Origin of the sequence: Vibrio sp. 10N.261.51.A3 (genome assembly GCF_041471965.1) — a bacterium.
Classification (GTDB): domain Bacteria; phylum Pseudomonadota; class Gammaproteobacteria; order Enterobacterales; family Vibrionaceae; genus Vibrio; species Vibrio crassostreae_C.
Genome location: NZ_JBFRPK010000069.1, coordinates 14447 through 39645, shown reverse-complemented (window position 1 = coordinate 39645; position 25199 = coordinate 14447). Strand labels below are relative to the sequence as shown.

21 protein-coding genes are annotated in these 25199 nt (G+C 45.1%); 9 read left to right on the top strand and 12 right to left on the bottom strand.

Translation table 11 applies throughout. The annotated features are described in order from the left end of the window. Positions 1–7: 7 nt before the first annotated feature. From AB4371_RS16955 to bolA, 5 genes are all read right to left on the bottom strand, one after another. The gene (locus AB4371_RS16955; protein ID WP_008223083.1) at positions 8–640 is read right to left on the bottom strand and encodes an NADH:ubiquinone reductase (Na(+)-transporting) subunit D; all 633 of its coding nucleotides are present in this window, start codon (positions 638–640) and stop codon (positions 8–10) included. Continuing rightward, positions 640–1407 (bottom strand): Na(+)-translocating NADH-quinone reductase subunit C, encoded by a 768-nt coding sequence (locus AB4371_RS16950; RefSeq protein WP_017059911.1) that lies wholly within the window; start codon positions 1405–1407, stop codon positions 640–642. The genes AB4371_RS16955 and AB4371_RS16950 overlap by 1 nt, the downstream gene beginning before the upstream one ends. Further along, complete coding sequence (locus AB4371_RS16945; RefSeq protein ID WP_004735208.1) at positions 1397–2641, bottom strand: NADH:ubiquinone reductase (Na(+)-transporting) subunit B; 1245 nt, start codon at positions 2639–2641, stop codon at positions 1397–1399. The genes AB4371_RS16950 and AB4371_RS16945 overlap by 11 nt, the downstream gene beginning before the upstream one ends. Positions 2642–2646: 5 nt before the next feature. Further along, positions 2647–3987 carry a Na(+)-translocating NADH-quinone reductase subunit A gene (locus tag AB4371_RS16940; protein WP_032545690.1) on the bottom strand — a complete coding sequence of 447 codons (1341 nt, stop codon included), beginning with the start codon at positions 3985–3987 and terminating at the stop codon, positions 2647–2649. A gap of 521 nt (positions 3988–4508) precedes the next feature. Beyond that, positions 4509–4817, bottom strand: a complete 309-nt coding sequence (gene bolA / locus AB4371_RS16935; protein WP_076677920.1) for a transcriptional regulator BolA — start codon at positions 4815–4817, stop codon at positions 4509–4511. Between the two features lie 174 nt (positions 4818–4991). Here bolA and AB4371_RS16930 point away from each other — a divergent pair, with 174 nt between their 5' ends. The 4 genes from AB4371_RS16930 (at position 4992) to AB4371_RS16915 (ending at position 8739) form a co-directional block, all read left to right on the top strand. Beyond that, a complete protein-coding gene (locus AB4371_RS16930) occupies positions 4992–6143 on the top strand; it encodes a methyltransferase (RefSeq protein WP_372150383.1) in 1152 nt (383 codons plus the stop codon). A gap of 66 nt (positions 6144–6209) precedes the next feature. After that, positions 6210–6779, top strand: coding sequence for a YajG family lipoprotein (locus AB4371_RS16925; protein ID WP_017059907.1), 570 nt, complete (start codon positions 6210–6212; stop codon positions 6777–6779). Then, positions 6779–7327 carry a peptidylprolyl isomerase gene (locus AB4371_RS16920; RefSeq protein WP_136978992.1) on the top strand — a complete coding sequence of 183 codons (549 nt, stop codon included), beginning with the start codon at positions 6779–6781 and terminating at the stop codon, positions 7325–7327. The genes AB4371_RS16925 and AB4371_RS16920 overlap by 1 nt, the downstream gene beginning before the upstream one ends. A gap of 53 nt (positions 7328–7380) precedes the next feature. After that, positions 7381–8739, top strand: coding sequence for an AmpG family muropeptide MFS transporter (locus AB4371_RS16915; protein ID WP_017059905.1), 1359 nt, complete (start codon positions 7381–7383; stop codon positions 8737–8739). Between the two features lie 66 nt (positions 8740–8805). On the opposite strand, the gene AB4371_RS16910 is transcribed toward AB4371_RS16915, so the two are convergent. After that, positions 8806–10152 (bottom strand): DUF4397 domain-containing protein, encoded by a 1347-nt coding sequence (locus tag AB4371_RS16910; RefSeq protein WP_372150382.1) that lies wholly within the window; start codon positions 10150–10152, stop codon positions 8806–8808. Positions 10153–10740: 588 nt separating this feature from the next. Between AB4371_RS16910 and AB4371_RS16905 the strand changes: the two genes are divergently transcribed. The 3 genes from AB4371_RS16905 to csdA all read left to right on the top strand — a co-directional run bounded on the left by AB4371_RS16905 (position 10741) and on the right by csdA (position 13860). Next, entirely contained in the window at positions 10741–11556 is an 816-nt protein-coding gene (locus tag AB4371_RS16905) for an outer membrane protein OmpK (protein ID WP_137001984.1), read from the top strand. Between the two features lie 111 nt (positions 11557–11667). Continuing rightward, entirely contained in the window at positions 11668–12561 is an 894-nt protein-coding gene (gene panE, locus AB4371_RS16900) for a 2-dehydropantoate 2-reductase (protein WP_372150381.1), read from the top strand. Between the two features lie 87 nt (positions 12562–12648). Then, positions 12649–13860 (top strand): cysteine desulfurase CsdA, encoded by a 1212-nt coding sequence (gene csdA / locus AB4371_RS16895; protein ID WP_017071036.1) that lies wholly within the window; start codon positions 12649–12651, stop codon positions 13858–13860. 69 nt (positions 13861–13929) lie between these two features. Here the strand turns inward: csdA and csdE are convergent, their stop codons facing one another. The 4 genes from csdE to AB4371_RS16875 form a co-directional block, all read right to left on the bottom strand. After that, a complete protein-coding gene (csdE, locus tag AB4371_RS16890; protein WP_017059900.1) occupies positions 13930–14358 on the bottom strand; it encodes a cysteine desulfurase sulfur acceptor subunit CsdE in 429 nt (142 codons plus the stop codon). A gap of 37 nt (positions 14359–14395) precedes the next feature. Continuing rightward, on the bottom strand, positions 14396–15205 hold the full coding sequence (gene tcdA / locus AB4371_RS16885) for a tRNA cyclic N6-threonylcarbamoyladenosine(37) synthase TcdA (protein WP_017059899.1): 810 nt from the start codon (positions 15203–15205) through the stop codon (positions 14396–14398). Between the two features lie 113 nt (positions 15206–15318). Then, positions 15319–16431: a murein transglycosylase A gene (gene mltA, locus AB4371_RS16880; RefSeq protein WP_372150380.1), complete on the bottom strand. Its 1113-nt coding sequence runs from the start codon at positions 16429–16431 to the stop codon at positions 15319–15321. An 81-nt stretch (positions 16432–16512) separates the two neighbouring features. After that, positions 16513–16986: a DUF2850 domain-containing protein gene (locus AB4371_RS16875; protein ID WP_017064193.1), complete on the bottom strand. Its 474-nt coding sequence runs from the start codon at positions 16984–16986 to the stop codon at positions 16513–16515. A gap of 161 nt (positions 16987–17147) precedes the next feature. Here AB4371_RS16875 and argA point away from each other — a divergent pair, with 161 nt between their 5' ends. Together argA and AB4371_RS16865 are read left to right on the top strand one after the other, a co-directional pair. Then, on the top strand, positions 17148–18485 hold the full coding sequence (gene argA / locus AB4371_RS16870; protein ID WP_017065782.1) for an amino-acid N-acetyltransferase: 1338 nt from the start codon (positions 17148–17150) through the stop codon (positions 18483–18485). 283 nt (positions 18486–18768) lie between these two features. Then, on the top strand, positions 18769–18960 hold the full coding sequence (locus AB4371_RS16865) for a hypothetical protein (protein WP_046224581.1): 192 nt from the start codon (positions 18769–18771) through the stop codon (positions 18958–18960). A gap of 81 nt (positions 18961–19041) precedes the next feature. On the opposite strand, the gene recD is transcribed toward AB4371_RS16865, so the two are convergent. Then, positions 19042–21252, bottom strand: a complete 2211-nt coding sequence (gene recD / locus AB4371_RS16860) for an exodeoxyribonuclease V subunit alpha (RefSeq protein WP_372150379.1) — start codon at positions 21250–21252, stop codon at positions 19042–19044. Beyond that, on the bottom strand, positions 21252–24926 hold the full coding sequence (gene recB, locus AB4371_RS16855; protein ID WP_372150378.1) for an exodeoxyribonuclease V subunit beta: 3675 nt from the start codon (positions 24924–24926) through the stop codon (positions 21252–21254). The genes recD and recB overlap by 1 nt, the downstream gene beginning before the upstream one ends. Positions 24927–25199: the final 273 nt, after the last annotated feature.

The window sequence follows — 25199 nt, the reverse complement described above, 5'->3', positions numbered from 1 at the left end:
GACTACCTTACCCCTTCGCTTCTACTTGTTCTGGTTTGAACACACGAATTGCCCAAATCAAGAAACCAATTAGGAAGAATGCAGAAGGTGCTAGAAGCATCAAGCCGTTTGGCTGATACCAACCACCGTTGCTCACTAGAGGTAGTACTTCCATACCAAATAGTTTGCCAGAGCCTAGAAGCTCACGGAAGAAACCAACAGTGATAAGAACGAAACCGTAACCAAGACCGTTACCAAGACCATCGATTAGAGATGGGATTGGCGCAGACTTCATTGCGAATGCTTCAGCACGACCCATTACAATACAGTTAGTAATGATTAGGCCTACGAATACAGATAGCTGCTTAGATATATCGTATAGGTATGCTTTAAGCACTTGGTCTACCACGATTACTAGTGATGCGATAATTGCCATCTGAACGATGATACGCACACTGTTAGGAATGTGGTTACGGATCAAAGAAACGAAGAAGTTAGACAGAGCAGTAACGAACATTACCGCGATAGTCATAACAAATGCTGTTTCTAGCTTAGTGGTTACCGCAAGAGCAGAACACACACCAAGAACCTGTAGCGCGATTGGGTTGTTGTCCAACACCGGCGCTAAGATGCTCTTTTTAATTTCTTTTGCACTAGACATTAGTTCAGACCTCCGTCACGAACTTTTGCTAGGAACGGACCAAAGCCCATATCACCTAACCAGAAGTCAAATGTATGTTGAACACCAACGCTAGTCAGTGTTGCACCAGAAAGGCCATCTACACCGTGCTCAGAACCTTGAGGAGCGCCACCTTTAACAACCTGAATAGCAGGTTTGTGGTTTTCGTCGAATAATTTCTTACCAACGAATTGAGCGCGCCAAGATGGGTTCTCAACTTCACCACCAAGTCCAGGAGTTTCACCTTGCTCGTAGTAAGTGATACCAGAAACTGTGTTGCCATCAGTTTCTACCGCAACGAATGCGTACATCATTGACCATAGACCGTTACCGTGAACAGGGATGATAACTTTAGAAGTTTCAGCGCCATCTTTCACAAGGTATACAGTACCCGTGTTAGCACGACGAAGGATCTTAGCGATGTCATCTTCAGCTGAAAGCTTGATTGACTGAGCTGGATCTTTTGCCGCTTTACGTTGGTCGTATGCAGCAGCATCGCCGTCAACGAAATCGCCAGTAGCGAAATCAACTAGACGAGGTTCAATGTTCTCTGCGTACAGTTCAGGGATATTACCCGCAAGTTCAATGCCCGCAACTTCAAGGATCTTAGTTTGCTGATCCAGAACTGCGTTAGCTTGTTGCTTAGGTTTAAGAACAACTGCAGCTGTTGAAACGATGATTGAGCACACTAGGCTCAATGCGATAACAACAAACAGCGTCTTTTTAATGCTATCGTTATTACTTGCCATAGCGCGCTAGTCTCCGCTTAATGTTCTTCTCGATTACAACGTGGTCAAACAGAGGAGCAAATAGGTTTGCGAATAGAATCGCAAGCATCATGCCTTCTGGGTATGCAGGGTTAACTACACGAATCATTACACACATTGCGCCGATTAGGATGCCGTACCACCACTTACCTTTATTGGTAAATGAAGCTGATACTGGGTCAGTCGCCATGAAGAACATACCGAACGCGAAGCCACCTAAAACTAGGTGCCAATGCCAAGGCATGCTGAACATCGCATTAGTGTCAGAACCAATCACGTTAAATAGTGTTGATACTGCAACCATACCGATCATTACACCCGCAATGATGCGCCATGACGCAATGCCCATGTAAACAATCATTGCTGCACCAATCATAAGTGCAAGCGTTGAAACTTCACCGATAGAACCTGGAATGTTACCAATGAATGCGTCCATCCAAGTGATTGCTTCACCTGATGTTACGTTCATTAGTGCACTACCGCCGCCTTGAGCCCATTGGCTAAGCGCTGTTGCACCAGAGAAGCCATCTGCAGCAGTCCAAACTACGTCACCTGAAATCTGTGCAGGGTATGCAAAGAACAGGAACGCACGACCAGCAAGAGCAGGGTTCAAGAAGTTACGACCCGTACCACCGAAGATCTCTTTCGCAACAACAACACCAAAGGTAATACCTAGTGCTGCTTGCCATAGAGGAAGCGTTGGCGGAACGATAAGCGCAAATAAGATAGAAGTAACAAAGAAACCTTCGTTGACTTCGTGCTTACGCACCATACAGAACAGTACTTCCCAGAAACCACCAACGATAAATACCGTTGCGTAGATAGGTAAGAAGTAAGTCGCACCCAAGAGCATCTTACTGCCCCAACCTGCATCGGCCCCTAAGGAGGCTCCAAGCATTTCGGTTAGCCAGTAGTGCCAGTTACCATCAATGATAGAAACTAGTTCTGCACCTGAATACATGTGGTTTAGTGCTGCGATAGCCTGACCACCTGCGTTGTACATACCCCAGAACATTGCTGGGAATACCGCAAGCCAAACCATGATCATGATACGTTTTAAATCAACGCTATCACGGACATGCGAGCTTTTCTTTGTAACAGTACCTGGTGTGTAGAAAAGTGTTGCTGCTGCTTCGTAAAGCGCAAACCACGTTTCGTGTTTACCACCTGGTTCAAAATGATGCTCGATGTCTTCAATAAACTTTTTAAGGCCCATGAAAATTACCCTTCCTTCACAATTGTATCTAGGCATTCACGAAGTAACTGACCGTACTCGTACTTACCAGGACATACAAAGGTACACAGTGCTAAATCTTCTTCATCTAGCTCTAGCGCACCAAGTGCTTGTGCACTATCAACGTCACCAGCGCATAGATCGCGAAGCAGCAAAGTAGGCTCCATATCTAATGGCATTACTTTCTCGTAGTTACCAATTGGAACCATAGAGCGATCACTACCGTTCGTTGTCGTTGTCATATTGAACAACTGACCTTTAAACACGTGACCAAGGAATGAACGAGTAACAGAGAACTTGTTCTTACCAGGCATAGCCCAGCCGAATAGCTCTTTATCACGACCTTCACGAAGAACCGAAACTTGTTGATGGTAACGGCCAAGGTAAGCATGTGGACCTGAAGCGTGAACACCAGATAGCACTGAACCTGAGATCAGGCGAACTTCACCTGGCATCAACTCGCTGTCCGTCAACTCTTCAAGGCTAGCACCAATTTGAGTACGAACTAGACGAGGGTTGTTAACTACTGGACCAGCCAGAGAAACAACACGCTCAGAGTAAATCTCACCAGTAAGGAACAACTTACCGAATGCGATAACGTCTTGGTAGTTAATGCTCCACGCTACATTTTGTGCATTTACCGGGTATAGGTAATGCATATGCGTGCCTGCAAGACCTGCAGGGTGTGGGCCATCAAAAACATGTTCTTCAACGTTAGACTGAGCTGAACGAGGTAAGCTAGTACCTTTTTTACAAACGTACACTTTACCGTTAGTCAGAGTTGAAAGAAGATCTAAACCAGCAACGAAAGCATCAGACTGCTCGTTAATGATTAATTCTGGCTCAGCTGCTAGCGGATTAGTATCCATAGCAGTAACGAAAATAGCCTGAGTTTCAGAATCAACTGCTGGAACCTTGCTGAACGGACGAGTTCGCAAAGCGGTCCATGCGCCAGACTCAACTAACTGAGCTTTAACCGTTTCACGGTCAAGACTTGCTAGTTGGTTAGCTTCATAGCTATTGAACGTGATTTGCTCATTGCCTGCTACTTCAATCACTACTGATTGAAGAACACGCTTAGCACCACGGTTCACTTCAATAACTTTACCGCTTGCTGGAGAAGTAAATACAACACCTGGGTTCTTTTTATCTGCAAAAAGAACTTGGCCTTTCTTCACTTCATCACCAACGCGAGCATGCATCGTAGGACGCATACCAACGTACTCTTCGCCAAGCAAGGCGACTTTAGTGATGGACTTACCATCATTAATCACCTGGGATGGAGTTCCTGCGATAGGAAGATCCAAACCCTTCTTTATTGTAATCATACGCACTTGCACTACTTTATCGGGAAAAAGATTCTTTTAATTGCGTAAATTCAGGACGTTTTAAAATCGCCCTTAGACACGACATTACAGTGTCCGGTTTTGGTAAATTTGAGATACCAAAATCGCAACATTACATTAATAAACTCATCACAAATATTATGTGAGATTTATCAGGTGCCGTATTCTAGCATTTTTTGACAACTTGATGCCATGACCAATAACTTGAATACCGCGTTTATTTGGTGAGATTTGAAGCATATGGACTCTCAAATATGTATAAATTTGACGAGCCGCACAGATAAAATGGCTTTTGAAACGTGTTTTAAACAAGAGATTAATACTCTGTCACAAACTATTATTTTACGAGTTATGTTGAAACACTGTTAATAAAAACATTACTCATTGTAGGTATTTTTAGTCGTTCAAATTGCCATCAGTTTGAGTGATATAACAACGAAAAACACATAGGTTTGGCGGCAAAAAAGGCGGCATCACCACCTTTTGTCAATATGCTCGCTGTGTTACTTGCCACCACCCATACACATAGGGCTGTCTGGCACGTTATCGAGCTGCTTCATCCATTCATCTTTTGTATAAGTGTGAATGGACAGTGCGTGAATATTATTCGCTAACTCTTCTGAAAGAGCTTTATTTACCGCTCGATGACGAGCAATAAGACGCAATCCTTCAAACGCATCACTGACAACAATCACTTTAAAATGACTCTCAGAACCGGCCGGAACATTGTGCATATAGCTCTCATTAACCACGTTTAAATGACTTGGTGAAAACTCATTGTGCAATTTTGTTTCGATAACTTCTTGGATCATTGTGATTCCTTAATAACGTATTGGCATTATCCGTGGGATGAGTATAAACCCTAAGCGGTCGACTGTCTGAGTATTTGATAGCGAATGGCGTAGGTTTGCTTGAGTTTTTTCTATCTTGTTCAGCCTGCATTTGAGACAATATCTTTGTTATTTCTTACATAAGTATCTCAAGCAATGAAAACCGAACTTACCCTTCACGATAGAACTTTAACCTTACATCGTTTCCCGAAACGTTCAAATGAAACCCTTCAAGCTTGGGATGCGGGCGACGAATACCTGATCAGTCATGTTGAAGAGATGAACCTTGAACCTGGCAAACACATCCTGATCATGAACGACAGCTTCGGTGCCCTATCCGCTTGGTTCTCGAAAGATCATGATATCACTATGATGAGCGACTCATTTATCTCTCACCGTGGTGCCCTGAAAAACTTGCAGCGCAATCAAAGTAACCGAGTGAACTTCTTGAACACGATGGATGATATCCCACACGGTATCGATCTTGTGATCATGCAGCTGCCAAAAACAAATCGTCACCTAATCTGGCAATTGAGTCAGCTACGCCAAGCATTGCCTGAAGGCTGCCAAGTGATCGGCGTCAACAAGGTAAAAGAGATTCACACCTCTACGCTTAACCTGTTCGAAAAATACCTAGGAGAAACCAAAACATCACTAGCGAAGAAAAAACACCGCTTAGTCTTCTCATCTCCAAACTGCCAGCCAATTCAAACGGTAGAGCCTTTTGTTGAATGGGATGTAGACGGTGAAGATATCCGCCTGAAAAATTTACCAAATGTTTACTCAGGGGAAGCACTCGATCAAGGCGCTCGCTATATGCTAGAGCACATCCCACAAGATCCTGAGCTACGTCATATCATCGATCTTGGTTGTGGCAACGGTGTATTGAGTGTAAAAGCAGGGCAATTGAACCCACAAGCCCGTATCACCTGTGTGGATGAAAGCTTTATGGCGGTGGAATCGGCGCGCCAAAACGTCAAAGATAACCTTGGTGAAGAAGGCAACTTCCAGTTCATCGCCAACAACTGTTTAGATGGCTTCAAGAAAAACAGCACCTACTTAGTGATGTGTAATCCTCCATTCCATCAGCAACAAGCGATTACGGATCACATTGCGTGGCAAATGTTCTGTGATGCAAAGCATGTTCTAAGCAATGGAGGCAAATTAATTGTTATTGGCAACCGACACCTCGGATACGATGTCAAACTAGCAAGACTATTTGGTGAAGCTAACGTTGAAACGCTTGAACTAAACCAAAAATTTGAGATATTACAAGCAACAAGAGAACCTGCGAATTTTAATAAATAAGCAGAAACGACTTCACAAGAATTTAAGATACCGAGCTTCTGGTGTGAATTTAGAAAGGATAAAGGAATGAAAAAACTGATTTTGGCTGCTTCTATTATGGCTTTGACAGCATGTTCAGCCCCTCAGCAAGAACAGATCAATGTAATGCCAGAAGCTTCACTAAGCTCAAGCAACCTTGTACAAGGCAAAACATACACACTAACCAGTAAAGATGTTCGTGCCGCTCAATATGTTGCATTGGTTGATAGTGGCCGTTCAAACATTCAGCCAATTCACGCTAAGCAAAACATGCGTATCTCTCTAGAAAATGCTGTTGCACAGCAGTTAGAGTCTCAAGGTTTTCGTGCAAGCGTAAACAGTGAAAACTCAATTGTTTTGGAGATTCAAGAAGCGCTTGTTACCGTAGAACACACCATTATGGAAAACAAAATGGACGGTAAAGTAACGCTTGAAGTTACGGCTGAAACGCCTGAAGGCAAACTAGTTAAAACATTCAACGGCACTGCAACACGCACTGGTGCATTGAGTGCATCTAACGACGACATCTCTATGGTTCTTAATGACGTGATCAACTTGGTTCTTACTGAGATCGCTAACGACCAAGAGCTACAAACTTACATGAAGGAACGTTTCTAATGGGTCGTATTTTATCTTCTATCGCATTAATGCTAGTGAGCGTAAGCGTTTGGGCTGGTCCTAAAGTAAACGTGGAAACAACATTAGGCGACTTCACAATTGAGCTAAACCAAGAACAAGCACCGGTTAGCGCGGAGAACTTCCTAAAATACGTTGCAGACGGCAGCTACGAAGGCACTATCTTCCACCGTGTTATTCCTGGCTTTATGGCTCAAGGTGGCGGCTTCGATCAAGAGATGAATCAACAAGCGACTTATGCTCCTATCAAGAATGAAGGCAGCAACGGCCTGAAGAACGATACAGCAACAATCGCTATGGCTCGTACTAATGTGCCAGATTCTGCAACTCGCCAGTTCTTCATTAACTTCTCTGATAATGATTTCTTGAACGCAAAAGGTGGTAACCCAGGCTACGCTGTATTTGGCAAAGTAACTGAAGGTTTTGATGTTGTTCAAAAGATGGCAACGATTCCAACCAAGCGAATGGGCCGCATGTCAGACATCCCAGTCGACCCAATCGTCATCACTAAAGTGACCCTTCTTAAGTAATCCAATGTAACGCCCTTATTTCTTAAGGGCGTTTTTCTATACAAGGACGCCCTATGTCATCAGGCACTCCCTCTCTTTCTTGGATGCAGACTTTTCGCAGCTACCTAGATAAACGTCTACTTTGGGTGTTTATGCTCGGCTGTTCGAGTGGCTTCCCATGGGTTCTTATTGGATCCAATATGTCTGGTTGGCTAAAAGATGCAGGTTTAACGCGTGCTGCCATCGGCTACTTTGGCAGTGTGTTTGCCGTGTATGCGATTAACTTTCTATGGGCACCATTGGTAGACCGAGTAAAACTGCCGGTGCTTCACGCAATACTCGGCCAGCGACGCAGTTGGATCTTTTTCTGCCAATCCATTGTTTTAATCGGTACCTTATTCATCGCAGGCGTCAATCCCGCAGAGAACTTGGCGTTTACTTCAATGTTGGCGCTCGCTATTGCCATTGCCTCAGCCACGCAAGACATCGCGATTGATGCATTTCGTATTGATACCTTCCCAAAATCCGAAGCATCAAAACTGCCGCAAGCTTCTGCAATGGCCGTAATTGGTTGGTGGACGGGGTATTCTCTACCAGGCTACCTTGCCTTTATTAACGCAGACTCAATCGGTTGGAATGGCGTGTATTACGGAATGGCAGGCGTCGTTGTCGTACTAATGCTGTTTACTCTTTTTGTCGGAGAGCCAAATACACAACGCGAAGCCCTGCAAGAACAGGCTCAGCAACGCCACAATAAGGTTGTCGGTTCGAAAGTCGTGGCTTGGTTCAGTGTTACCGTGTTAGAACCGTTTTATGACTTCTTCAAACGAAACGGAGTTCAAGTTGCCATCACCCTACTGCTGTTCGTATTCCTATTTAAGATAGGTGAAGCCTTCCTAGGTCGCATGTCGATCACCTTCTATAAAGAGATAGGTTTCAGTAACGAACAGATCGGCCACTATTCGAAGTTAATTGGTTGGGGCGCAACCATATTCTTCACTTTGGTAGGCAGCGTCTTCAATGTAAAATTCGGCATTGTACGCGGACTGATGATTGGCGGTGTTGCCATGGCAGCCAGTAATCTAATGTTTGCATGGATCGCTCAAGCAGGCCCAAGTGAAACACTGTTCTTGGCAACGATTATTGTCGATAACTTCACGACCGCCTTTTCAACAGTAGCTTTTGTCTCTTTCTTAACGTTATTAACTGGGCAGGCCTTCTCTGCAACCCAATATGCATTACTCGCATCCTTGGGTAACTTCGGTCGAACAACACTGGCTTCATTTAGTGGTGAATTGGTCGATTACCTCAATGATTGGTCAACCTTCTTTATACTGACCGCACTTATGGTGATTCCAAGTTTGATCATGCTCTACTCGTTACGCCACTTTTTCACGGATTTATTAGAGAAAGCCAAAACTAACCAAGAATAGAGTCAAAGAAAACAAATAAGAAGAGGGTAGCATTGATCTACCCTCTTCTACGTTCTGTCTTCAGATCTAGTCTGTTGTTTCACTGACAATTAGGTTAAAACCCGTACCCATCGAATCATCAATCGCCACGACTTGATACACCACACCATCAGCTAAGGTTGCGGGCGCAGAGTCGATAGCCACAACTGACGGCTGACCCGCTACAGTAATCGTCACAAAGTAAGACCCCGCCGCAACATAAATGCCATTCGCATAATCTCTGAATTTCACATCACTTAGCGCCGGAGTGCTACCAGAGATCCCCGCGTTTTCTGTTAAGTAAATATCCACCGAAGCCGCTATTGGGTTAGCAGCGGCGTGGGTAATGTTTAGCACTGCGCTGGTCGCAACCGGACGACGGTTTTCAGGAATAACCAATGGTTCCAAATTCAGTGGAGTTACCGTCCCTACTGCATAGATGCTGTAATCCATACCAGCAAATACCGCGACTCCATCTGCATCAATCAGTGCATTGGTTGTAGTGCCATCAGCAAAGATGTCAATGTCATAACTTCCTGCGGCTAAATCGATAAAACCGCGGATCTCTTTAAACATCAAATCAGCAAGAGGTGCAAATGCAGCTCCGTTGACAAAAACATCTACATCTGGGGCGCCATCAACGAGATGACCGACTCTTACTTCTGCAGTTTCTGCCATGTCGTAGATTAAAGATGAGCCCGAACCGTCCATTACCATCAATTTTACTGGGGAAGTGCTATTGGAGTCAGCTCTTGGCACAGCCGCGATCGTTAGCTCGCTACCGCCAGACAGAGTTATTTCTCCGGAGTCAAAAGCAATAGCATTGCCGCTCACGGTTTCTAATCTCACTCGGTATTGCCCTGCTGGAATATTAAGCACATCGGTAAAATCTTTATAAGCCAACGTCCCCAACGGTGCACCCAATGGATCGCTAGGACCTGTGACATACAAGTTTACATCGCCGACACCTGTAGCAGCGTGAACCACTTGCACATCTAAACTAGAACTGGTTGCCGTGCCCACAGCAGGACGAGTCACAACTAAAGCTTCTACAGGGTTGTTGGAACCATCAGCATCGCCCACCACCATCACCGTATAATCGAGGTCTTGGCTCAGGTTAAATTGGCTTTGAGGTATGACGGTTGCGACAGCCTCTCCGGGAAGTTGAACATCAACTTGCACTGAAGTCTGCCCTTCTGTCACTGAAGCGTACCCAGACGCTTGAGCATAATCGACACCAGTCCATCGAGCCTGACTGTTGACGATAACATTAGCCAAAGGAGCATCGGGTGATGCATGAACAGCTTGAAGTTGTGTGGTAGGTTCATCGTCATCATCACACCCGACAATGAACAGCGCTGATATTGCTACCGCTAGTAATGGTGAATATTTCATCGGTCTTCTCTCCAAAAAGTTAGACCAGTTCGTCACACAAAAGATAAGCTCAGTAAAAAATCTTCAAATACTCTCTCTCAGTATTTAGTGCAGTGAACTGTCTCAATAATATCTGTGATGGGAAAAGTAATAAGGCTCACATTCCAAATTACTTATCACATGAGTTGTTCATCAATTGATTCCACCACCATTACGGAGTTGGTTAAAAATAGATCAAAGAGAGGATCTAACTGAGGAGAGATTTAGTCGTTTTCTGGGGATAAACTACATAGAAAAGAATACTGTTGATTTTGATATGCATATCACTCTATTTAGTATAATCGTTTGCTTAGAGCAGCAATCCACCAATTTATCTACAAAATAATCAGATTTCACAAAATCAATAGAACTCAGGGTGCATCAAGATGCATTACCACCTTAAAGTTCCATCATTTAGATCGTTAGTGTGATCAACCTCACTATAATAATTGCAATTTTCACTCCGTCTCACTTTTATTTGAGAACAAAATCGCTATGATGCTCGGCATTCGGACATATAAACACGCACGGATTAGCGGGTTACTTATTTCAAACATAGAGAGTTCCATTATGCGTAAATCACTTTTAACTCTTGGCCTACTTGCAGCAACTTCTGCTCCAGTAATGGCAGCAGATTATTCTGACGGCGACATCCACAAAAACGATTACAAGTGGATGCAGTTCAACATCATGGGTGCAATCAACGAGAAAGGTCCTTACGAATCTACTCATGATTACCTAGAGATGGAATTTGGTGGTCGCTCTGGAATCTTCGACCTTTACGGCTATGTTGATGTATTTAACCTAACATCAGACTCAAGCAGCGACAAAGCAGACAAAGATGGCAAAATCTTCATGAAGTTTGCTCCTCGTATGTCTCTTGACGGCCTAACTGGTAAAGATCTTTCTTTCGGTCCAGTTGAAGAGCTATACCTTTCAACTCTTTTCGAGTGGGATGGTAACAACGGTGGTGTTAACACTCAGAAAGTTGGTCTAGGTTCTGACGTAATGGTTCCATGGTTCGGTAAAATGGGTCTAAACCTTTACGGTACATACGATTCAGGTGTTAAAGATTGGAACGGTTTCCAAATCTCGACTAACTGGTTCAAACCTTTCTACTTCTTCGAGAACGGTTCATTCATCTCTTACCAAGGTTACATTGATTACCAATTCGGCATGAAAGATGAATACGCTCAAGTAAGCAACGGCGGCGCAATGTTCAACGGTATCTACTGGCACTCAGATCGTTTCGCAGTTGGTTACGGCCTGAAACTATACAGCGATGTATACGGCTTTAAAGATGGCGCAGACCTACCATGGGATGCTTCTTCACAAGCTGACTCTTCTGGCGTAGGTCACTACGTTGCAGTAACTTACAAGTTCTAATCGAACTTCTAAGAAAAGTTTCCTAAATGGCACCCTCGGGTGCCATTTTTTATTGCTTTCATTTAATGCCTCGCTATCCTTGCAGCATCACTTTCTTATCTCGGTATTGCTGTGAACATCACGATTGTTGGACCCGGAGCGATTGGTTCTTTGTGGGCCATAAAACTACTTCAAGCTGGTCATAATGTCTCTTTTTGGAGTCGTTCTTCTGACACATCTATAGACCTATCACTTGATGAGCAAACCTCACTCTCCTTCAGTAACAACAATATCGAAAAGCTATCTGCGAGTGACTTAGTGATCGTCACGGTCAAGGCTTGGCAAGTAAAAGAAGCCACCACTCCGTTACTTCAATATCTCGACCCTGACACCATTCTTATGTTCATGCACAACGGAATGGGCGCGGTCGATAATATTGCTACTCAAGTCGATGGTTACCCCGTTGTATTGGCGACCACGACTCAAGCCGCATTCAAACCCAGCCGTAATCATGTATCTCATACAGGGTTAGGCCACACCCAATTGGGTGCTTTTAACCAAACGGGTCAACAGTGCACGTTTTTGGTTGATGTATTGGATGATGCTCTCCCCGCTGTGAGTTGGAACCCACAAATAGAAACCGCGCTTTGGGCTAAACTCGCCATCAATTGTGCTATCAATCCACTGACAGGGTTGGAACAAATCAAGAATGGTGAACTTGCAGACCAAAGGTTTGAGGGTATTTTAAGTTCTATCGTTGAAGAGCTAACACAAGTTATGCAGGCCGAAGAGATCGCTTGTTCATTCGACGGATTAGAAGCAAGTGTCAAGCAGGTCATCCAAGCCACGGCGCAGAACAACTCATCCATGAAGCAGGATATGTTTTACCAACGCAAGACAGAGATCGACTTCATCACTGGACACCTAATAAAAACAGCGCTTAAGCATCAGATAGAAGTTCCCGTTAACCAAAAGCTGTTCGATCAAGTCAAAGAGCAAGAAAATAGCTGGAATCATCAAGATTAGTCAGCAACGGTCAACAAGTCGCGATAAAATAACAATACCGCTAAGCATAACGCTGGCACCAATTTCCAAGATTTTAGGTAAGAATAGATGCTTGATATCAATCACATCCGAGAGCAGTTTCCTGCGCTATCACAAACCATCAATCAACAACCATTGATTTACTTAGACAGCGCGGCAACGACACAAAAACCTCAGGTAGTTATTGATGCCATTAGCCAATATTACTCCAAACAAAATGCCAATGTTCACCGTGGTAGCCATAGCTTAACAGCGAACGCGACCAGTCAGTTTGAAGCTGCCAGAGATAAGGTCGCTCAGTTTATCGGTGCAAGCTCTTCAAAAGAGATCATCTGGACTCGTGGTGCCACCGAGGCGCTCAATCTAATTGCTCAAACTTACGCAAGAAGTACCCTTCAGCCAGGCGATGAGATCTTAGTCAGCGAAATGGAGCATCACGCCAACATAGTGCCTTGGCAAATTGTTGCACAACAAACCGGCGCTAAAGTCGTTAAAGTACCGATGACATCGGATTGCGAATTTGACCTAGTCGCGTTTGATACGCTTTTAAATGAACGAACCAAGATTGTTGCATTAGCTCAGATAACCAATGTGACGGGTTCTCGTCAGCCAATTGAAGCTGTCATAGAAAAAGCACACAAGATGAATGCGATTGTTGTGGTCGATGGCGCGCAAGGCATCGTCCATGAGCCTATTGATGTTGCAGCTTTAGGTGCGGATTTCTACGTATTCTCTGGACACAAGCTCTATGCCCCTGCGGGCATCGGTGTGCTTTACGGCAAGCTTGAATTGTTAGAAGCGATGCCACCTTGGCATGGTGGTGGCAAAATGGTCGAGCGCGTCTCTTTCTCTGGCACTACTTTTTCAGAACTGCCAGGCAAATTCGAAGCGGGCACGCCAAATGTGGCAGGAGCCATAGCACTAAGCACCGCAATAGAATGGTTAAGTGGTTTTGTACAACAAGATGTCGAAAATCATATCCACCAACTACAACACGAGACTTATCTTGCTCTCAGTAAACTGGATGACATTCAGATTTTAGGGTATCAACCTAACGCAAGTGTGATTACTTTTGTGATGGATGGTGTTCACCATCAAGATATAGCGACTCTACTGGATCAGCAAGGTATCGCAGTACGTGCAGGACATCATTGTGCTCACCCATTAATGGATGCACTTAATGTGAAAGGAACGGTGCGAATTTCATTTGGTATTTACAACACCATGGAGGATGTTGAAAAACTCATCGCGGCAATAGAAAAAGCCGTTGATATGCTTTAGGGAGTAGCGAAATTACTTAGGGTTGGCGTTTAACGTCAACCCTTTTTGCTTCTGTGTATCAAGGAGATATTAAGCACTTAGCTCTTGGATTTGAGCAACAATCGCTTTTAATCCATTACCGCGAGATGGGCTAAGGTGGGTAATTAGACCGATTTGTTCAAAGTAACCATCAATATCGAACGCTTGAACCTGCTCTGATGTTTTTCCATCATACGCAGCCATCACTAATGCAATCAGACCGCGCACAATACGAGCATCAGAATCAGCACAAAAGTGCCAAACACCGTCGATATTTTGAGAAACCAACCACACTTGGCTTTCACAGCCAGAGACAATCACCTGCTCACTTTTCAGTTCATCAGGCATCGTTGGCAGTTTCTTACCCCATTGAATCACTTGGCGATAACGGTCTTCCCAGCCGCTGAATGTCTGCATCTTCGCGACGATATCATCACTGGTAATTTCAGTGCCGAATGGAGAGCTTGGGAATGTGGTCATTTTAATATCCAGTCGATTGTTAATTGAGTAGAAGACGTTACTTAGCGTGCTTTTGAATCAGCTTTTCGACGATACGTGAAACAGCCACAAAGCCAAACGTCGCTGTTACAACCGTTGCCGCACCAAAACCCGTCGCACAATCCATGCGTTTTGGACCTTCTGCTGTCGCTTTCGCAGCACATACACTGCCGTCAGCTTGAGGGTATTTCAGCTGTTCAGTTGAGAACACACAATCGATACCAAACTTACGTGCTGGATTCTTAGGGAAGTTATGATGACGACGAAGGGTATCTTTTAGCTTCTTCGCTAGCGGATCTTGAATCGTCTTCGTCAGATCAGCCACTTTGATTTGAGTCGGATCGATTTGACCACCCGCACCACCAGTGGTGATCACCTTAATTTTGTTGCTACGACAATATGCCAACAGTGAAGCCTTAGCTTTCATGCTATCAATCGCATCTAATACAAAGTCGAACTCTTTCGACAGGTATTCAGCCTGATTGTCTGGGCCGATGAAGTCGTCAATCAGGTTAACTTTACACTCAGGGTTAATCAGCTTAACGCGCTCTGCCATCACTTCAATTTTGCTTTTACCAACGGTACCCGACATTGCGTGGATCTGACGGTTGATGTTGGTCACACACACATCATCCATATCGATCAAAGTCAGCTCACCTAAACCAGTACGAGCAAGCGCTTCAACCGCCCATGAACCTACACCGCCAATACCGATCACGCACACGTGTGCAGCTCTAAGTATGTCGACTTCACTATTGCCATATAGGCGACGAGTGCCACCAAATCGTTGGTCATAGTTTTCTGAAGCTGGAGTGGTCAATTCACGCATTGTTGCCGCCAATTTATTTCTGAGAAAAAGAAAAGAGTGCGTTTTATACGCACTCTTGAATAAAAAGTCTAGGGGATTAGCGATTCGCTTTCAATGCCCTATTTTATTGTAGCTTACTCAACCTTTTCAGGAGGCAAAGCCCAAGGCGCTTCAGTTGCGCTGCCATCTAAACCGAGCTTCCACACACGACCAAAATGCTTGTAATGGCCCGCTTCTGTACCCGCTCGAGGGCCCATGCCGTGGTAAAGGTCCAAATGGTTTTGCTTAACCGCGCCGCCCGTATCCAAAACCAATAGCAGTCTTAGTTGATGAGCGCCGCTCCAAGTACCATCAGCATTCAGTAGTGGAACCTCAGCAAGAATCGGTGTTCCCATAGGTAAGATAGAGCGATCGCCCGCTACCGCCGCCATCGGTAATAGAGGAATGCCCGCGCTGCCCATTACCGATAGGTCGTCTCTCGCTTCAAAGAAAACGAAAGAAGGGTTTTGCTCAAGCAGCTCTTTGACCACTTCAGGATCGTTTGCCAATACCCACTCTTTGATTGCTTTTAGCGACATTTTTTCGCGTGGAACTAAGCCTCGTTCAATCAGAACACGGCCAATGCTCACATAAGCTTTATTGTTCTTACCCGCGTAGGCGAAATACTGCAGCGTGTCATCATCACCGAAGTGTACAAATCCACTGCCCTGTACTTCCATCATAAATGGGTCGATACGGTTTGCTGAATAACCTAACTCAAGGCCTTGACCTTCTAATGCGCCGTTGTAAATCTCTTCGCGTGTTGGACACTCTTTGCCACACTCAGGAAGCCCGTAAACAGGGTAACGGTATTCTTCATTCGCTTCGTGGCGCAGCTCCATCACAGGAGAAAAGTAGCCCGTGAACAAAACATTGCCTTGTTTATCACCACCACCTAGTTGAGCGGTTTGAACGCCAAAATTCGCTAGCTCGCTTGGATCTCCACTCAGCATCGCCCACTCATTGAGTTGTTGATAAAGCGGCTCATAGATTTTAGCCATCGAAGGGGATTTAGAAACCACTATCTCAGCTTGTTCTGCAAATGCGGTGTAGTCTCTTGGTTTATTGGATTCAACCTGATCGACCTTATTCAAGGTGCGAGGAAATTCGTCATCAAGGTGTTGCTGAGCAAGATCAGTGGGTTGAGCACAGCCAAATAACAAAGAGGCAGCGACAAGGGGAAGCCATTTTTTAATCACAAGAGTCATCCTAAAAATTCTATGCATCGAGGATGACAAAAACAGTCAGATAACACAATCTTAGATTGTAAGAGTTTACAAGAAGATAACCTATCGGACGGAGTTATCGATATGGCCCTTAAGGCGGAAGATGGGATTGTAGTGACTGTCAGAATCGAGCACCATTTCTGTATTGTCAGAATTGGTCATGCGGAAGCGATAGGTTTTATCACCCGCCTTGTATTCAAAGTAGTTTCCATCAAAGTCAAAGCTCGTCGAAACAACAGACCCACGAACTGACACACCATTAGCATTCAGAACAAACTCATCGGTCGCATAATGTGCAACATCTTGCTCTATCCAAGTGCCGTATATCAGATTGTCGGGCGTCGCCGCATTTTGCACTCGGGAAAGCACATCGCCGAACAAAGAAACCACCGCAAACGAACCCACTAAGGCTAGAACCATTAAACAACGTTCAATGATCTTACGCTTCAACTTAGATTGATTGCGCTGATCAGCTTCGCTGTAGAGACCTTTGGTTATCTCATCGATTTTGTTCTTTGTTGCTGGAGCTTGTTGCATTCGGTGACTACTCATAAGGATGCTATGCGCATTCTACACTGAGACAGTTTATATATTGAAGCCTAGATAAGAATAGTTTGCGCTTTATTCCAAAAAGGTGTTGTTTACATTTGAATTTAAATGCTAAATTATCGAATAAATAAACAAAATGGACTTGTTCTGTGAAATTAAGAAGTACAGCGCTAGTAAAAGGTTTCAGACAATCAACCCCTTACGTAAATGCTCACCGTGGCAAAACCATGGTCATTATGCTGGGAGGCGAAGCCGTTGCCGACAGGAACTTTGGTAACATTATTAGTGATATAGCCTTGCTCCACAGCCTTGGAGTAAAGATTGTTCTCGTTCACGGGGCAAGACCGCAGATCAACCAATTGCTCGCCAAGCAAGATTGCCATACGCCTTATCACAAGAATATTAGGGTCACTGATGAATATTCTTTGGGCGTTGCTATGCAGGCTGCTGGACAGCTTCAACTTGCCATCACCGCACGCCTCTCAATGAGCTTAAACAACACGCCGATGGCAGGCACTCAACTCAATGTTATGAGTGGTAACTTCATTACGGCTCAACCGCTTGGCGTGGATGACGGTACGGATTATTGCCATAGCGGGCGTATTCGTCGAATCGATATCGAAGGGATCAATCGCACGCTTGACCAAGGTTCAATTGTACTGCTTGGCCCTATTGCCAGCTCCGTGACAGGCGAAAGCTTTAACCTACTTTCTGAAGAGGTCGCTACCCAAGTTGCTATTCGTCTAAAGGCCGACAAGCTGATTGGCTTCTGCTCCGAACAAGGGGTAACAGATGAACGCGGTAACGTGCTCGCCGAACTCTTCCCTAAAGATGCCAAGCAAATTCTAGAACGATTAACGGAATCTCAAAATCCTGCCGAAGACATGAGCACAGGAACACTGCGCTTCTTGAAAGGAGCGATCTCCGCTTGTCGAGCTGGTGTGCCTCGTTGTCATCTAATCAGCTACAAGGTAGATGGCGCATTAATCCAAGAGTTGTTCTCTTTTGACGGTATTGGAACCCAAGTGGTCATGGCTAGTGCCGAGCAAGTAAGACAAGCTCAGATTGACGATATTGGTGGCATATTTGACCTTATTCGTCCTTTGGAAGAACAAGGCATTCTCGTTCGTCGCTCAAGAGAACAATTGGAACAAGAGATTCACCGCTTTACGATTATCGAAAAAGACGGACTGATTATTGGTTGCGCTGCACTATATGCGTATCCGGAAGATCACATGGCAGAGATGGCGTGTGTGGCGATTCACCCTGACTATCGCGATGGAAACCGTGGGCAATTGTTGCTGGATTACATGCGTCACCAATCAAAATCTCGTGATATCGACCAGATTTTTGTCCTTACTACGCACAGCCTTCACTGGTTCCGTGAACAGGGTTTTTACGAGATAGCGGTTGATGAATTACCGATGGAAAAACAAGGGTTATACAACTATCAGAGAAACTCAAAGATCTTGGCGCTCAACGTATAAATAAAGTTTTGGAGCACAATCTCACTTCGACAGAAAAATAATTGCAAATGTAATCGTTTTCTATATGAGATTTATTAACTATGCACTTTCACTCACACGTATAATTGTATAGAATTTAGACGCTTTAATAATCTTAACAAATGTTTTTATTGGAATTGCCATCTCGATAGTCATGTCGAACTCATTGAGGTGGTCACTGCACGGATTGCTATACCCGTTGACGGCCAGCACGCTAACATTAGCTCTGCTCGTTAATATAAACAGCAAAAAGAGCAATATTGATATGAGAACCATTGTTTGTAACTCGCTGCAAAGTTTTTGGGATATGGCTGATAACCAATTCTTAGAAGGGCTAGACGTACACTGCGTGTTCCCTGTTAGCGAGAATCTAAAAGAGTTTATTTTGAATTGCCAAGCAAAGTACAAGATAAACCACATATCGTTTACTCGAGCGTTTTTAGGCTCTGATTCCTAATAACGCTCAAAGCAACCAAGGATGGTTGCTTTGTGTTTATCTAGCCCTAAGTTCAAAACCTTCTCTAGCCGTCCATAACGACTAATTCGTTAAGCGACTGCCTAAACCACTCACTCGCTCTGTTTTCACCTTAATCCCACGCTTCAACACATTTGTATCGCTGAACATCATCAGTCGTTTCTTCGCACGTGTAATACCTGTATAGATAAGCTCCCGCGTTAAAATAGGGCTGAAATCTGGCGGCAAGATCATTAAGGTCAGATCAAATTCACTACCCTGAGATTTGTGTATTGTCATTGCATAAGCCGTTTCATGATCGGGCACTCGGCTTGGTAGCACAGCTTTTACGCTGCCATCGGGCAACTCAAAATAGACCTTCAAACGAGGGGTTAAGTCAGGTTGACTAGAACCCGCCTCAAGCATACAGATACCAATATCACCATTGTACAAACCCAAGCCATGATCATTTCGCGTCACCATAACAGGACGTCCGTGATACCACAGCTCATCATTATGAGGGCTCACCAAACGCCTTGCGGCCAGTGCTCTTTCAATTCTGTGGTTGAGGCCTTTAACACCAAAATCCCCTTCACGAATGGAACACAACAGTCGGCATTGGCTGAACAAATCGAGTACCGATTTCGCTCTCGCTTCTTGAGTTTCTAACTCTTCCAACGGCACATTCATTCTATTGAGGTACGCACCATACTCGTTAACCAAAGTACGCAGCATCAGGTTATAGCTGTCACTCGACAGAGGGTGGTTTTCGATATCGCCAAAACCTTTGGCAAACACTTGGTCTACTTGATTCGCAGAACCATTATTGATTGCTTTTGCCAGCTGACCGATACCGGAGCGCGCATCGAAACGATAACTCTTCTGCAGCATACACAAGCTATCCGCAATCGCAGGCGGATTCACCGCTCCAGCTTTGTCTTGTCTTGGTTTAGCTATCGCATCAAAACCTGTCATCTCTGCAATCAAATTGCCTTGCGCTGTGCTGTACCCTGCAGAGTTGAATGAACAGATATCACCGAGCACAGCACCTGCCTCTACTGAAGCGAGTTGGTCTTTATCACCCAATAAGATGAGCCTTGCGTGCTCAGGAAGTGCATCCACCAGCTTATACATCATCGATAAATCAACCATCGAAGCTTCATCCACTACCAATATATCAAGGTGAAGTGGATTACGTCGGTTATGTCGAAACTCAGCACGGTTGGGAATAGCACCAAGCAATCGGTGCAAAGTGCTCGATTCCGTTGGTATGTTGGCTTTCACTTCAGGCGCTAATGGTAACTGTTCAATCGCTTTACCGATCGATTCAGTTAAACGCGCCGCCGCTTTACCCGTTGGTGCCACGAGCTTTATCGTTGGCGTTTTACCTTGGCTTAGTGATTGCTCGACCATCGCTGACAGTAATTTGGTTACCGTGGTTGTTTTACCAGTACCCGGCCCACCAGAGATCACTGCAAAGCGACGACTTAGAGCTACTGCTGCTGCCACTTTTTGCCAGTTTAAACATGCCGATAGTGGTACTAAACCGTCTAGAACATCTAAGTCCGTTACCTGCTTGGCTTGAACAATCGCTTGGTCAATTGCGCCCCAATTCAAAGATTGCTCATCGACAATATCAAGATGATCACACACCAACTGTTGGCGCAGTACCTGAGACGTCTGCTGATTTGTTTCAGCCTTGGCTAAGGCGTTAAACAGAAAGTGATAACTACGTGCGAAAAGCTGATTGAGTGTTTCCGTCAGCGCCTTTTTCTGTTCAATATTGAACTCTACCGGCTTACTTAAACGATTTAAGGTGTCAGCCAGCACAACCTCATAGTTCCAGTAACGCTGTAAGTAGACGCGCTGTCCATCAAACATCAGAGGCTTAACACAGTCATTAGTTGCGCCAACGAGGTTAGATGATTGCAAAACAGTCACCCAATCAATACCTAATAGCTCTTGATTCAATTGCAGCGCCGTTTCACCGTACAACCCAAGTAACTGGGCTATATCTGCCGTTTGTGCAGGGCCTATCGTATGCTGCTGTATAAGCTGAGTACAAATGTGTCCTTTGCCTAATTCATGGCTCACTACCCCAGCGAGAAAGCCGATCTCTTGAGAGTAACTCGTGGCTTGCTGAGCAATAAAACGGGCAAACTGATAATCCAACTGACGAATCGAACCCTTATCTGCAAGAAACTTGAGTACATCCATAAGTTGCTCAGGAATAAGTGAAACTGGCTTCGTTGTGTTCGCTGTTTCTATGCCGGTATTAGTGGTCGTTGTTGTCATTATAAAAGCCCCATCTGTCCAGTTTCATCGTCATTCAATTGTGCTGAACGTCTGTCTATCACTTTACCGTCAATCAATTGATCCATTTCATCAAGTAACGCCAGTGTTGGTTTCGCCGAGAAAATACCTTGCTGAGATTGACCGTCCATTCCTCGTAAGAACAAGTAGTACACGCCGCCAAAATGTTGCTCGTAGCTGTAATTGGCAACACGACTACGTAAGAAACGGTGCAACGCCAATGCATAGATTTGATATTGCAGATCATAGCGGTGGTCGGCCATCGCCGATTTCAATGCTTCACCATGGTAGACAGCAACATCATCTCCTAAGTGATTCGATTTCCAGTCAAGTACATAGTATTTACCTTGATGCTCGAACACCAAATCGATGAAACCTTTCAACATGCCTTGCACGGTTTGGAAACCTAGGTCGCCCGCTTTCGCCGATAACGGATCATGATATTGAATGGTTTGATTCAATTCAGATGCAGCCAACACTTCGATTGGTAATAAGAACTCCATCTCAACTAAGCGTTGTGTTGAGTCTTTCTCGCTTAGTTTTAAGTTCTTGCCGTCTAATGCGGTGTTCAGCACTGTATCGACCAGTTGCTGAAGCACAGGTAGCCACTCTAATTCATATTGCTCTGATTCTAATAAGTGAGTGATTACTTGCGTGTTATGTTCACTGGTTGCTGGCTCGGTAAATTCAACCTCCTCAAACAAGGTGTGTAAGAAAGTACCTGGGCGAGCACCACGAGGGAACGTAAAGATAGAGCGTTCAGGCTCAATCAACTCAGACTCATCCTGCTCATCAGCCGAGTCAATATCGAAACCAGACACCTCAATGGTCGCATCATGGCTCGCGCCGTGACTGCCCTGTTTGACTAAGCCTGAGTAACTGGTAATACGCCAAGATCGGTCAATTGAAGCCTTAAGTTCACTGGCCTGTAAGTCGTCACTCACTTGCTCTGTTTGTACAAACACCTGTTCATGAGCGGTTGGTGTTTCGGCTAACAGCACACTTGAATTTTTGCCTTCAATTGCCGTTAGAGCTTGATGCAATTCGGCAATACCCTGCTCTTGTCCGTTTTGAACCAAGTAGCCCATCGCACTCAAATGCACGCCTGTCGGTTCTTTGGTTGAACGCCCTTTACGCAGTGGCGCTATACCAATAAAACAGCCATAAACCGCACGAGTCAGCGCTACATAAACCAGGCGCAAATCTTCCGCTAGTCGTTCTTTATCGGCTTGCGCTAAGGCACTGTCGCTGCCAGTAATATCGAGTACTGTGGTGTCTGAATCATGGTCGTAGAACTTACCTTCACTCGCTTCACGATAGCTTGCAACGAACGGCAAAAATACTAAGTCATATTCCAAGCCTTTCGATTTATGAATGGTAACGATTTGAACCAAGTTTCTTTCTGATTCAAGGCGTTGAATGTCGTCGTCACTGCCACCTAAACCATTTTGTGCATCTGAGATTGCTTCAGCCAGCCAACGCAACAAGCCATAGTCACTGTCGAGTTCTTGTCTTGCTTGTTGCAACAATTCGCCAATGTGCATTAAATCAGTGAGTGAGCGCTCACCATTTTCTTCTTCCAGTAAGCGTTCCGCGAGATGTCGTTTACTGATCACGCTGCGAAGCATTGGCAACACGCCGCGCTGAAGCCACAACTTACGATATTCTCTAAACTCGTTAACGACGTTTTCCCACACCACTTCATCGTTGTTGAGTTCATCCAATGATGCGGCATCCAGAGCAAACAACTCCGACGCTAAACTGGCGCGTAATGCTCGGTCATTTTCAGGTGTCAGCACCGCCTGCAACAAACGTTGAATATCTTGTGCGACCAAGCTGGTGAACACACTGTCTCGGTTGGATAAATACACGCTCGCAATGCCTTGTTCCGACAACGCGTTCTTAATCAGACGACCTTCACTACCGGTTCGAACCAAAACAGCAATATCACCCGCATTCACGGCATGTTGTTTTTTGCCGTTATCAAAATAGGCTTGCTGGTTTTGAGAAGCGGTCAGAATGGTTTGAATTTGACTCGCCGTCGCCTCGGCCATGGCTTTGTGATATTCGCCTTTAGGTAGTGGCTTATCTTCTGCATCTTGTAACCAAAAGGTCAGTGCGTGTTGAGTTTCTCCGTTCATCACCCATTGGCGGTTGTCAGCCGATGGACTGGCAGCGACGGGCAGAAATGGAATGTCTTGGTCGTAGATAAACGGGCTATCCGAATTCATAAAGACTTGGTTTACCGCGCTGACCATATCAGCACTCGAACGCCAGTTAGTGCCTAACGTATAGTGAGCACTAACTTGGTTTCTTGCCTTGATGTAAGTAAAGATATCCGCGCCACGGAAACCGTAGATAGCCTGTTTCGGGTCACCGATCATAAACAGACCGCATTGCGGGTTATCAAGGTAGATTCGGCTAAAAATACTGTATTGAAGCGGATCGGTATCTTGGAATTCATCGATCATCGCCACCGGGTATAAGGTGCGGATTCTCTCCACCAGCAGTGATTGCTCATCCACATCAATCGACGCAGATAACTGAGTCAGCAAGTCATCAAATGATAGCCACTGCTTCTGCTGCTTAGCCTTAGCTAACATGGTTCGACAATGAGTAATGGCATGCGCCAATAACGGAGCTTTCAAGTCGGCAGGGTTATTTAAGAAGTCGTCAATCGCCTCAAACACCGCGTGCTGAGGCGCGGTGCCTTTTGGTGTTTTTTCAATTAGAGTGGCTTGGGAGAACTTCTCTAACTTGTCTGGATATTGATAATCATGAGTGTCGCTTTGTGCCCATGCAGTCACCGCTTCTAACCAAGTCGGCAAAGACTTCTTGGTGTAGCTGCGCTTGTTCACATCCGAGCCTGAAATCAAAGCCAAAAAGTCCGCTTCAGACTCACACCACAGTGCTTTAAGCTGCTTCACTTTGTCTAGGTTCTGATTGTGTAGAGTTTGCAAATCACCCGACATCGCGTCGACGGTTAGCTTCAATGGAGAACCCGTCAGATAACGATTGACGTCTGCTAACAATGCAGCCGGTGAACCCCAAATATTACGAACCTCACCAGCCAGTTGAATCGGCAGCGGGTAAAACTGCTTACGCCAGTAGTCAGCTACCACTTGCGCTTTAAGATGGCTTTCATCAGTCACAAACTCATTATCAAATCGGCTGCCAGACTCGAAGGCATTTTGAGTCAACATACGCTGACAGAAGCCGTGAATGGTGTATACCGCGGCTTCGTCCATTTGCCTTTCGGCATTGAGCAGTGTTTTCGCAGCGCCAGCGTGGTCTTCGATTTCTTGTAGCAAAGGAGCAATCACTGGGTCATCACTTTGCCCACGAGCAAACGCTATGCGAGCATCATGGATTCGCGCACGGATACGGTCTCGCAGCTCAGCCGTAGCTGCTTCAGTAAAGGTCACCACCAGAATTTGGTCTACGGTTAGCGGCTCATGGTGTCGAGTGGCTTCAGTCAGATCACCTTGTGGAGCGGCCGTGCCATGCCCGAGCAGTAGGCGTAAGTACAAGCCAGCGATGGTAAATGTTTTACCTGTACCCGCTGATGCTTCAATTAAACGCGCGCCATGAAGTGGAAACGTCATGGTATTGAGTGTCTGTGGAGCAATTACCTGAACACTGCTTGTGGTCGTCATGCCTTACTGCCTTCTGATAAATATGTTGTTACAAATGTGACCTAGCGTGGAAAACGTCATTCAATTTACGTCCTACGCTAATTTGTTAATAGTTAGTGCGATCTCTCTCACGGATCAATTCGGATCGCCTCGCTACTATGCGCCCACGAGTTCAGGAGCACGTACGAGTTTTGTACTTTACGGCGTTACTTTGAACCACAGAATAATGGTCCCTCTGACCTGTGGCCGTACAGCGAACGCCCTACACTAATAATGATTTACTGGCGGCCACTT